This is a genomic window from Lentimicrobium saccharophilum, assembly GCF_001192835.1.
Classification (GTDB): domain Bacteria; phylum Bacteroidota; class Bacteroidia; order Bacteroidales; family Lentimicrobiaceae; genus Lentimicrobium; species Lentimicrobium saccharophilum.
On sequence record NZ_DF968183.1, the window covers coordinates 38920 to 51361 of the forward strand.

Sequence of the window (12442 nt, forward strand, 5' to 3'; positions counted from 1 at the left end):
TCCACTCAAAAAAATCCCGAAAATAAAGATGAGCCCTGTTGCCGGGGTACAAAGGCAGGCTTTTATCAGGACCGGGGAGTGCCGGGTTTGATGTCAGACACTTTGGCATCTTCCATAATCACATCGTAGCTGTAACCGGCGCCAAAGTCCTTGTCAACCTCGATTTTGCCCTCGAAAGTGGCAATACTGCCCACCTCCAGAGCTTCCGTGGTGGTGATGGTCAGGTCATAGTTCCCTTCATCTCCGGTTCCATCCTGCAGATGAACCCAGTTTTTTCCCATGATGTTGTTGTTGACCTTTACGACCAGTCCTCTGATTTTCACCATGTCACCTTTCAGATTGGCTTTGTCTGCAAAAATTCCGGCAATGGTCAGGCTGCCTTCCACATGTTCAATCTCGATGCCTTGCACCCGTTCGTTGACAGGCTTGCCCATGCTGGCCGGCTGCTGTTTCGATACAGGGCTGTCGCTGGGATCCTGCACAAAATAGACCAGCGGAAAGGTCCGGCCAAGCTCCTTGCTTTCGAAATCTTTCATTTCAAGAAAGTCGGTGAAATAGATCACATCGCCGGGTTTTGCTTCGCGGGAAGTTACCGCAATCCAATATTTTCCATCGTTTTCAAGAACCTCCAGGTAAGTGTAATTGGTCGTCTGTATCACATCAATCACCGAAACAGCATGGGTGCCGGCCGGAAGATTTTCTTCCGCATTGGTTTTTGTTCCGCGGTTGCAGGCTGTGATGGCGAGCATGGCAAATAATGGAAGCAGGATTAATTGAAGTTTGAAGTTGAGTTTTTTCACTTTTCAGGATTTTTGATGGGTTCTGTCGATGAATAATACCGGCTCAGTTTGATGCACAGAATTTGCTTCCGGCAATAACCGAATAAAAATTTTACGGTACCGGTTAAAACATAAACCGGATTCCGGCAAAATTGTTGAACATCCAGCTACGGAATCAGCACTTTTACCGTAGCAGAGCTATTTCCGTCATTTAACTCAAGGTAGTAAATGCCCGGTTCAATCCGCCTGTTTCCGGAGATGAAAGTGAACGGCCATTCGTGGGTTCCGGAATTCGTAAGCCCGGTGTTTACGGATGAAAGCACTTCGCCGTTTGAGGTGAACAAGCGTAAAGTGTATGCTCCGGGTTCCGGGGATTTCAGTAAAATCCGGCTGTTGCCCGTTACCGGGTTGGGTGACACGCTGAATGAAAATTCCGCGCTGTGGTGGTCGGTCGCAGTGATAAAATAGCGGAAGATCATTAAATGGTTATCCTGGTCAATCAGGGTATCGGCTTCAATGGTACCGCCGGGCACGTGGATGGAGGTGCCGTGATAATTTCCGTAAACGGCATTTACGATGGTCACCGAATCTTCCGTGAGCATGGCTGTATGATACGACGGGCCGGGCCCTGTAAGCTGGATGCTGCAAGGGAATACCGGATTTCCGTGCTGATCCAGGGCTTTTACGATAATATCGGTTCTGAAGGGCTGTAACAGGAAATCAATGCCGGTGGTGGACATGCCGGGCTGGATCTCTACATCTTCAGCAGTAACGCTTGCTGTCCAGGTATGGGAGGCGGTGATGTTATGGCTGCCGACCGGCAGTTCCAGAAACCAGAAGCCGTTTGCGGAAGGGTGGGTGGTTTGATTTCCGGAACTTACCGTTGCTTCCGTAACATCATAGAAGTCACCTTCGATGGTGACATATCCCTGCACATAACCGGTGGTTGGCGCCGGGGTCAGCAAAAAGTCCACATCCGGAGTGATGATCCCGGGATTGACAACGATCCCGGCCCTGATCTGGCTGGTGTAGCCGCCAAGGCTGGCCTCCACATCCCAAACGCCCACCGGGGCCTCAAGACTGTAAAATCCCGTGGCGTCGGGATTGGTGCTGAAACCTCCGGTTGAAACCGTCACTTCGGTGATCTCCCCGCTGCCGCCGTCGAGTTCAACGATGCCGTGGATATATCCTGTGGTCGGTACCGGATCGAGCACAAAATCAACGCCGGTTGTGGTCTGATCCTGCAATACCACCACGTTGCCGACCGAGCCGGGATAATATCCCGCAAGGGTGGCCGTAACGGTATAGGTGCCCGTGGGGACTTCAAGGAAGTAAAATCCTGTGGGGTCGGGCAGGGTGGATTCGTTGCCGGCTGTGATCACTACCTGCGTTACGTTTCCTGTTCCTCCGTTCAGGGTTACCTGACCCTGGATGTTCCCGAACTGAGGGTCCCAGAAGCCCAGGGTGCCGTCGGGCAACAGGTTTTGCGCATAGATATCGGAAGGGCCGTTGCGGTCGTCTTCCCAGCTGATGATCCACTGGTTGTCCTGGAACTCATTGATCACCGTATGGACTTTCGACGATGCCACGGAACTGATGGTAACATGTTCGCCGGGCCAAACATAACTTCCATTCGTGCCTATCCGCATGGCTTTCAGCATGCCCGTGGTGGCTGAGAGGCCTTCTTCGTAAAGCACGATCATATCGGTGGGGGTGCTGCGCACCTCCAGCGGGGTGAAGGTGGTGGCTGAAAGCGGGATAAACGTCATGCCGTTGTTGCCCCACTGACGGGTGCCGGTGGCCGTAAACTTCTGCCCGAATATGCCGCGCATGCTCTGCAACCCGTTCATCTCGTTCCAGAAGACATAAACATCCTGCGATCCCGGAGGACAGGCCAGATAGGGGTAAAAGTGGTTGAACGTGGCCGCGGTGGTGGCTTCCACCCCGTTTGCCGGAAATTGTACCACACCGGACGCATCTACATGGTTCACCCACACCGATGCCATCATATTGTTGTCCCGGTCGTCGTGCCAGGCGATGTAAAAGCCGTCGCTGCCGTCGTTGATAAACGGGAATATCTGCGTCCAGGCCGAAATGCCTCCGGCATTGGAAATCACCGCCGGAGCTGCCCAAACAGGGCTGCCGCCGCTGCTGTATCGCTGTGCAAAAACATGACGTGTCGGGGCATTGGGCGGGCCGCTGTCTTCAAAATATTTCAGGATGATGTCGTCGGTGCCCACCGGCAGCATCTGGGGCCAGTTCAGGGTGTTGGCCGAACTCAGGGTGATTCCGTTGTCGCCCCACTGTTTGGCCCCCGCCGGACTGATCTTCTGCATGATAATTACATTGTCGGAAGTCCAGGCAAATACCGCGTTGCCCGCCGGGGTGGTCACCACCTTGGGTGCCGCGTTGAAGGCTGAATTGTTCGAGAGCGCGATGCCGTCGGCGCCCCATACAAAGTTTCCTTCCGGAGAAATACGGTAGGCGTAAGTGTTGTTGTTGCCGTTGCGGATATCCTGCCAGGTAAGGATGCAGTGGTTGTTGATGTCGGCGGCCATATCCCAGTCGGTAAGCCAGGTCATGGAGGGCTGGTTGCTGATCAGGATCCCGTTGTCTGCCCACAGGGCATTGCCCTGGCTGTCGAGCCGCTGGAGCTTTACGTTGTAATTGCCGGTTTCGTTGCTGAAGAAACCGATGTAGGTGTCCCCGTTGGGGCAGGTGGCGATCTTCGGAATGGCCTGCTCGCCCGTAAGCAAAGCAATGGCATTGTTGATGGCGGGATTGTCGCTCCACTGACCCCGGACGCTTATCCCCAGGATAACCGTCAGCAGGAAAATCATTGTACACTTTTTCATCTGGAAACAGGATGTAATGAATACGAATAAAGCGTTGAAAACGGAACAGGCAGTGTCAGGGAATCCGGCAGTCATGGTAAGGTAATCTTTTGCCGGCCTGACTGATCTGATCATGAGAAAGCGAAGATACCAAAAAACATTATCAGCTTTACCGACTGAATTAAGTTTTTATAGGCAGCCGGATCCCGGAATAAATAACTCCGGAGGTAATGACCTGCTGTTTTCTGATAAAGCTTTTGGTGGTAATAAAGGTAACGGGAAATTTGTCCCGGGTTACCAGTTACTTTCCCGCTGTGATTCCTCAAAGAAAAGTCTTTGATTCAGGGCTTGCGCGTGTGAAGTTTGTATATTCGCATTTTATTTTTCCGGGATGGAATTTTATCAGCAATGTTTCTGGATTACCGGTGCCGCTTCAGGCATGGGGCGGGCGCTGGCCCTGCTGCTTGCCGGATATCAGCCGAAACTGATCCTTACCGACCGCGACCCTCAGGGATTGCAGGAAGTAGCCGGGGAAGCCGGCAGGAGAGGGGCCACGGTGATCACCAGGGTGCTTGATATGTCAGATACTGCTGCCATCGCTGTCGCGGCAGCGGAGGTTACCGGGCTGGCCGGGCGCATCCACGGCCTCTACCAGTTTGCAGGCATCAGTCAGCGCTCGCTGGTGGTGGAAACTCCCGACGCCAACGACCGCCGCATTATGGAGGTCAACTTTTTCGGGGTGGTGGCGCTGGCCAAGGCCTTACTGCCGCACATGATCGCCTGCGGAGGTGGACAGCTGGCCGTGACTTCCAGCCTGGTGGGCAAATTCGGCTTCCCTTACCGCTCGGCATATTCCGCATCCAAACACGCGCTGCACGGCTATTTCGAGAGCCTCAGGGCTGAGAATAGCAAACACAACATCCGCGTTAGCATACTGATCCCCGGAAGGATACAGACCAATATATCCAGGTTTGCGCTGGATAAAGAAGGTAAAGAATACGGTAAAATGGACCCCGGACAGGCCAACGGCATTTCCGCTGAAAAGGCCGCCAGGCAAATACTGAACGGGCTCCGAAGGGAGAAAAAAGAGGTGCATGTCGGCGGCAAAGAGCTGATGATGCTTCATATACGCAGGTTTCTGCCTGCATTGTATTACAGGCTGTCTACCAGGATCAGGCCGGTGTAATCAGTTAAAGCATATAAAAGCATGGGAACACAAATCAACGGAATTCAGCAACTGGGGGTGGGCGTCACTGACATTCAGGAGGCATTCGCCTGGTACCGCCGGTATTTCGGGATGGATATCAAGATGTTTGAAGAGGCGGCCATGGCAGAGCTGATGCTGCCCCATACCGAGGGCGAGCCCCGCGAACGACATGCCATTCTTGCCCTGAACCTCGAAGGGGGCGGCGGATTTGAAATCTGGCAGCACACCGGGAAAAAGCCCGAATACCCCGCGTTTGAGCTGAAATTGGGCGACCTGGGCATCTTTGCCGGCAAGCTGAAAACCGCCGATGTACAGAAGGCCTATAATTACTTCAGGACGTTGAACCTCAATCTGCTAAGCGGCATCACCACCGATCCGGAAGGGAAGCAGCATTTCTACCTGAAAGATGTTTATAATAATACCTGGGAGGTTTGCAGCGAGCCTTATGTATTTAAGAAGCAGAAATCAGTCACCGGGGGCGTGTACGGCGCGGTGATCGGTGTGCAGGATATGGAAGCCAGTCTGCCGGTTTATCAGCAAATCCTGGGCTACGATCGGGTGGCTTACGATGTGAGCGGACAGTTTGACGACCTGCAGGGGCTTGCGGGGAGCGAGGGACGGTTTCGCCGGGTATTGCTCCGCCATTCGCATACGCCCGACGGGGCTTTCAGTCCGATGTTCGGCCCCTCGTGCATTGAGTTGTTGCAGGTACTCGACCGGCAACCCCGTTCCATTTACGAGGGCAGGCTCTGGGGCGATCCCGGATTTATCCACCTCTGCTACGACATCAACGGCATGGACGAACTGCGCGAAGAGGTAAAGGAGAGGGGTTTCCCGTTTACCGTCGACAGCGCCCGCGATATGGATACTTTTGATATGGGGGAGGCCGCCGGCAGCTTCAGCTATATTCAGGCGCCCGAAGGCACTTTGATTGAATTTGTGGAAACCCACAAGATCCCCCTGGTCAAGCGCCTGGGCTGGTCCCTCGACCTTACCAAACGCAAACCCGGCCCCCTGCCACGCTGGATGTTCAGCCTCTTCAGCCTGATGCGGGTGAAGTAATGCCGGCCCGTGAACATATTATCCATATGAAGTAAGCGTGCGTCTCCGACGCGTGTCCCGGGCATCAACAGAATTAAACTTGCATAACCAACCCACGCAAAGACGCAAAGACGCAAGGATTATTTTGCGAACCCGTAACTCTAGACTTCTCCGCAGGGCCCGGCCTCTACAATCAACGAACCGACCTGACAAGTCTTCTTCCGACTTGCCAGGTCTTCTTTTTCCCGGCTTGCGTCTTCAGACGCGTGCCATAAACCCTGCAAGGAGAAAATAACCACAATAGCCACAATAGAGCACAATAGAAACCACCAGAACGACAAAATTATCGCATTTTCATATTTCCACATTGGCTCATTTCATTGTAACCTGAACGCATGAACACATGAACACATGAACACATGAACACATGAACACATGAACACACTTTCACATTCTCAAATTCTCTCATTCTCAAATCATCACATCATCACATCATCACATCTGGCAGGCTTCATCAATCTTTTGCCGTTCCGCTCCATATTTTTTACTTCCTTTGCCTGATTCCAGAACTTAGCGGACAATTACAAACATAATCCCGGAAAGATGTCCCGACTCAGTAAACCCGAACGCTTCAAGGCCGTGATCGGCTGGTTTGAACAAAATATGCCGGTAGCCGAAACGGAGTTGCATTATGACAATCCATACGAACTGATCGTAGCCGTAATCCTCTCGGCCCAGTGTACCGACAAGCGGGTGAATATGATCACGCCCCCGTTTTTCAGGCGTTACCCGGATGCGGAAGCGCTGGCTGCCGCTGAAGTGGAGGATATTTTTGAGCTGATCCGTTCGTGTTCATATCCCAACAACAAGGCTAAGCACTTGTCGGGCATGGCCCGGATGCTGGTAAATGACTTTGGCGGAGTGGTGCCTGACGATGTGGAAACATTGCAGCGGCTGCCGGGCGTGGGCCGAAAGACCGCCAATGTGATTGCTTCCGTGGCTTTCAACATGCCTGCCATGGCTGTGGATACGCATGTGCACCGGGTTTCGGCACGTATAGGACTGACTTACAGGGCCAAGAACCCTCTTGAAACGGAAAGGCAGCTGGTGAAATATATTCCTGAGTCAAAGCTGGCCATTGCCCACCACTGGCTGATCCTCCACGGCCGCTATGTGTGCATCGCCCGCAAACCCAAATGCAGTGAATGCGGATTAAGGGAATGGTGCAGGTATTATCAGACTAAAGCGCAGGATGCCCCGCGCAAAGACGCAATGACGCAATGATTTTATTGTATCTCCCGTGACTCCTGACCTCCCCACAGGGCCTGGCTGCAACAAACAACGACCTGACCTAACAAGTCTTCTTCCGACTTGTCAGGTCTTCTTTTTCAGCCTGATAACCCAAATATTGGGGAGGTATGTCAGCACATACTGTTGACTTTCAACTTTTTATCCGCTCAGGCCGCGGGGCCTCGCTTTCGCAACGCGACTGCCTAAACTTGACCATTGCTTCATTTCTTAGCTGTTTATCCAATTCTTTGAATGTTAGTTTTGGAAGGTCAACTTTAGAAGGTCGCTTTTGCGAAAGCTGAAAATTTTTCGCACTGCCTTACTTTACTGGGATTACAAAGAAAAAGAAATTGAGTTTCATTACTAGTTAAGTGCTTCCATTCCGATTTGAGCCTGACATAACCAGTTTCTTCCAACTTGTCAGGCCTTCTTTTTTATCAGTTAGCGCGCGTCTCTCAACGCTTGCCAAGAGCCTTTCAAAGGTGAATCTGTCCCGGTGGTCGAGCGGCGGTGGTCGAGCGGAGCCGAGACCAACCGTGACCAGCCTAGATAACTTTCCCCACGAAACGTCGCAATGTCGCAACGATAATGTTGTATCTCCCTAAATTCCCGCTTCTCCACAGGGCCTGACCACAAAATTTAACGACCTGACCTAACAAGTCTTCTTCCGACTTGTCAGGTCTTCTTTTTCAGCCTGATAACCCAAATATTGGGGAGGTATGTCAGCACATACTGTTGACTTTCAACTTTTTATCCGCTCAGGCCGCGGGGCCTCGCTTTCGCAACGCGACTGCCTAAACTTGACCATTGCTTCATTTCTTAGCTGTTTATCCAATTCCTTGAATGTTAGTTTTGGAAGGTCAACTTTAGAAGGTCGCTTTTGCGAAAGCTGAAAATTTTTCACACTGCCTTGCGTTACTGGGATTACTAAGAAAAATAAAAATCGAATTTCATTACGGTTGGCTTGTTACCATTTCTAATGGTGATATTGTCCGGGGGAGCTGTTTAACAAAACTATTGAATATTAATTGAGATAGGACCGGCCTTCCAAAAATGGCGTATAGAAAACAGGCAGCGAAAAAATAGAGAAGAAACGCCTGCGATGATGGCTGGCGATGTACAGGTGATTTTTGTACATCAGTCTGAAGCAGAGGGAAAATGTAACAACCTTCGTTTCTTCCAGCCAAAACGCTCGCCTGTTTTCAGCCATTTTTGGGAAGCCTTGTTCTTTTGGTACTTTTGGACTTGTGCTGAGCGACTAGTGGTGAGCGAAGCCGAACCAAGTCGAAGCATCAAGCCAAAAGTACAGGAACTAAAGAAAAGGTAATCCGTTGGGAATGAGTGATTTTCCATGCAGATACGCTTCAACTTGTCAGGTCTTCTTTCTACTGATGGTCCAATCAATGCTAAGTGATGTCAGCACAAACAGCTGGCTTCTATCTTTTTATCCGCTCAGGCCGCGGGGCCTCGCTTCCGCAACACAGCTGCCTAGACTTGACCATTGTTTCATTTCTTAGCTGTTTATCCAATTCTTTGAATGTTAGTTTTGGAAGGTCAACTTTAGAAGGTCGCTTTTGCGAAAGCTGAAAATTTTTCGCACTGCATTGCGTTACTGGGATTATTAAGAAAAATTAAAATCGAATTTCATTACGGTTGGCTTGTTACCATTTCTAATGGTGATATTGTCCGGGGGAGCTGTTTAACAAAACTATTGAATATTAATTGAGATAGGACCGGCCTTCCAAAATTGGCGTTAAGAAAGCAGGCAGTCTCATCAGAAAAGAAACAGCACCAATGAACCAATTATTTCCTTTGACGGGAACTGTGTTCAGCCATCTTCCGGAACCCTTGATTTGCGCTGCTTGCTTACTTGTAGTTACCTGGCGAAGTATCAGGTAATAAGCAATAGTGAAAAATATGGTTATCCCTTTAGCAATGTGTAATATGTACTCAAGTTGTGAACCCGTTCAGGCTCCGGTCTCTAGATTGATAGTGCAGTTGAGAAAAGTTCCTGCATCAATACATTAAGCCTTTAAGCCTCTCTTTGCCTGTAGCCTTTTACAGACGCGCTGTAAAGCGGCATCAACAGGATCAGACCGGCGGAAACTACCATCAGCGCAACACCAACACCCAGGCGGTCGGCGGTGAAACCCAACACCGGGGCAATCAAGGCTGCAAAAAGTGTTTCTGCCTGAGATTCTGCCGAAAGTGCCGTGGCCAGTACATCTTTTTCCAAACGTTCGGCTACAACAGATATCCCTATGGGTTTACGCAGGTTTTCAATCAGGTATATTCCTGTATAAAATATTACTGCAACCAGATAAAATGTATAATGGAACAGGAAGCCGCTCACCAGCCCCATCAGTAAACCAATCAGCATAGTGACATTCAGCGGACGCGATAAATTGGTGAAACGCCCGGCAAAGCGGCCGGAGTTTCGAGAAAAGTAAGAAGTCAGCAAATAAATTACCGAATAAACGAGTCCTACCATCAACGCAGCGCGTTGTTTAGTTTCCAGGTAAAGAAACAAGGGTATGCTGAGGGCGAATGTTTTAAGTACCGGCTGTATATAATCTTTCACGGCCTTGTAATAGCCCGTGTAAACCGCCTGCGTTAGGATGGCCTTCAGTATCCCGGTGTTCCGGAATGAATAAATAAAGTCCCGGATGGTGCTGCTGAAATTCCGGAGCAGGTCACCTTTATGTAACAGTTTCCTTTGACCATCCAGCATCTTTGGATAGGTTGTCATCAGCACCAGATCAATAATATAGGGGAAAACCGAGAAGAGGAAGACCGTACGGTAACTTCCGGAGTGAAAGACTATGAGCGCTGCCATCATTGCAGAAACTGCCGATCCCATTTGTGACCATGAGCGCGTATGCCCGTAATAATGTACTTTCTGATCCTTCCATCCCTTGATTTTAAGATATTCAAAGATCATGGCTTTGTGGGTGCCGGTGCGGAATGCATCGCCATAAGCGTAAAAAAGGATGGCCACAACAAACATCCAGTAAGATGATGAAAAAAAGAAAATTATAAATGAAAGGATGTAAAAAGCAAAAGCCGAGATCATGCTTCGTCGTCGTCCCAAACTGTCGGCAAGCACTCCGGTAGGTATTTCAAAAATATTGATGGTAATCTCCTGAATGGCATATAGAGTGCCGATTTCGAGAAAGTTCAGCCCTTTTTCGAGAAAAAATAGCAACAGAAAAGGTTCGAAAAACCGCAGGTTTTTGAAAAACCCGTAAGCGCAGAATTTATAATACTGCCGGTCCTTTTCAAATGCAGGTGCCATTGACGCCGGATATGGGTGCAATTTAGCAATTCTTTTTCAGATCTTTTAACCGTTCTTTCTGCCATATACAGTGAAGCAATAATTTATCCGACCTTCCTTTTGCTGATCATCCTTATTTTTTTCCTCAAGCTCAATCTCAACCTTCTGAAGTAAGTGCCAGTCTCCGGACGCGCTCCACGGAGATAGCCACGATCCCGATGGTTATCGGGACACGAATGCAACGAGTGGATTAGCAACCCGGTTCGCATCCGTCTTCCCGATGCGTGCCAATGATTTCTCTCGGAGATAATTGAACCACAATAGGCACAACTTGTCCCGGCTACTTTGCCGGGAATAGATCACAAAATAACTTAACAGATCGACAACATTATCACATTCTTTCATTCTCAAATCATCACATTACACTTGTTCCTCGTCCCGACACTTTTTCCTTCCCCTTGTCTCCCCGTCTCCTTGTCTCCTTGTCCCATTCAGGTGAGTTGTACCTTTAACCAAACCGTCCGTCCCTCGTCCCTTTTAAGCGTCCCTCGTCCCTTTTAAGCGTCCCTCGTCCCTTTTAAGCGTCCCTCGTCCCTTTTAAGCGTCCCTCGTCCCTTTTTAGCGTCCCTCGTCCCTGACCCTAACGGCCTGCGGTGAGCGATTGCGATCGGAAAGACCCATGCCAAAGTACAACTGCCTGTAGCCATCGTAACGAGACCTTCAATTCCTGCCCTTAAAACCCATGTAAGTCAATGTCATTCCGGGCGTTAGCGAAGAACCGATTGCCTGTGACCGGGGGCTCACCAAAGTAATCTTATAATTTAACCGGACAGCAGTGGTTTAAAAATTGTATTTCAACCTCAGGAATACCTGGTTGATTTTGGACCGCTCACCGTTCAGATTGGCATCGAAATGCTGCCAGATAAAAGAGAAACCGATATCCTGCGCAAGTGAATAATCAACCGCTGGTCCGGCATAATAGCCATTCAGGTCGGGAAACCACATCGCAGCCATGGAAAGGTTAAACAATGGCATAACTACCCAGGTGAACTGACCAAATGCGGTAAACTCAGAAAAGGCGAGGTCCTTTGATGAGAAATTCCGGGCGTATAAATTGCTTATATTGCTGATATCTAATGGATTGTTACAATACATGAATTGAATCTGTGCCATTGAATTGTCCTTAAACAATCTGTCCAGGCCAGCGGTAACCAGCAGCGTGCTCCCGTCACCTGCAGCATCCTCTATCGGAACAAACCAGGTGCCCTCACCCCGGAATGACATATTCCTGACTGAACCGGACCAGCCTGCTCCGGCGACAAATTCTTCACTGTTCATAAATCCGGAGAGTATCTGAAAATCGTATTTCAATGCATTGAACCGGTAAAGGGCAGCCGCAGTCACCTTATTCTCTTCACCGGCCTTTATTGCAAACTCTGCAACCGAAGAGGAGGAGGGGAAAAACTGCAACCTGAGGGCATCGCTTCCTGGCCTTTCGGCATAATCAAAATCAAAAAATGAATAGGCATTGAAAATGTCGTTTGGATTCCAGACAAATGTTTGACCCCAGTTAATCCGCTGTCTGCCTATGGTAAGCTGAAATTTGTTGTGATGAAGATCAAGCCACAATCTGTCGATGGTTGTATTTAGAAGAAAAGACTGCTCCTCAATGATGTTCCATGATAAATCTGCCACTCCGTCGTCGTAACCGATCATGTCTGCGTAAAGTTTGCCGTACCTGACCATGTCTCCTGTAAAAAGCCGGTTCCGGAACTCAGCGGCGAAAGTTATTTTATCGTTCAGATAGCCTTTAAAGTTCAGCCGGTTATGAATAATGTTTTCGTTAAGGAAAGGGCCGGAAAGGGAATCAAAGGCAGCGCTTTGTATAGTGGAAAGATAACCGGCCAGGGTGATCACCTTCTCTTTTTCCTGACAATTTCCTGAAGACAGGAAAAGAAATATTGCATGAAAAACAAAAACAGCCCTGATAAATATGATATGTACCGAGTCAGACATT

General features: G+C 49.6%; 8 protein-coding genes. 4 read left to right on the top strand and 4 right to left on the bottom strand.

What is annotated here, in order from left to right; translation table 11 throughout:
- Positions 1–65 precede the first annotated feature (65 nt).
- Positions 66–800: a hypothetical protein gene (locus TBC1_RS12005; protein WP_062043145.1), complete on the bottom strand. Its 735-nt coding sequence runs from the start codon at positions 798–800 to the stop codon at positions 66–68.
- Between the two features lie 146 nt (positions 801–946).
- Entirely contained in the window at positions 947–3634 is a 2688-nt protein-coding gene (locus TBC1_RS12010; protein WP_137305689.1) for a T9SS type A sorting domain-containing protein, read from the bottom strand.
- A 112-nt stretch (positions 3635–3746) separates the two neighbouring features.
- On the opposite strand from TBC1_RS12010, the gene TBC1_RS18175 reads away from it, so the two are divergent.
- From TBC1_RS18175 to nth, 4 genes are all read left to right on the top strand, one after another.
- On the top strand, positions 3747–3953 hold the full coding sequence (locus TBC1_RS18175; protein WP_137305691.1) for a hypothetical protein: 207 nt from the start codon (positions 3747–3749) through the stop codon (positions 3951–3953).
- 51 nt (positions 3954–4004) lie between these two features.
- A complete protein-coding gene (locus TBC1_RS12020; RefSeq protein WP_062043153.1) occupies positions 4005–4799 on the top strand; it encodes an SDR family NAD(P)-dependent oxidoreductase in 795 nt (264 codons plus the stop codon).
- 21 nt (positions 4800–4820) lie between these two features.
- Entirely contained in the window at positions 4821–5882 is a 1062-nt protein-coding gene (locus TBC1_RS12025) for a VOC family protein (protein WP_062043156.1), read from the top strand.
- A gap of 582 nt (positions 5883–6464) precedes the next feature.
- Positions 6465–7145, top strand: a complete 681-nt coding sequence (gene nth, locus TBC1_RS12035; protein ID WP_062043162.1) for an endonuclease III — start codon at positions 6465–6467, stop codon at positions 7143–7145.
- 2038 nt (positions 7146–9183) lie between these two features.
- Here nth and TBC1_RS12045 read toward each other — a convergent pair.
- Positions 9184–10446, bottom strand: coding sequence for an MFS transporter (locus TBC1_RS12045; RefSeq protein WP_062043168.1), 1263 nt, complete (start codon positions 10444–10446; stop codon positions 9184–9186).
- A gap of 819 nt (positions 10447–11265) precedes the next feature.
- A complete protein-coding gene (locus TBC1_RS12050; protein ID WP_062043173.1) occupies positions 11266–12441 on the bottom strand; it encodes a hypothetical protein in 1176 nt (391 codons plus the stop codon).
- Position 12442: the final 1 nt, after the last annotated feature.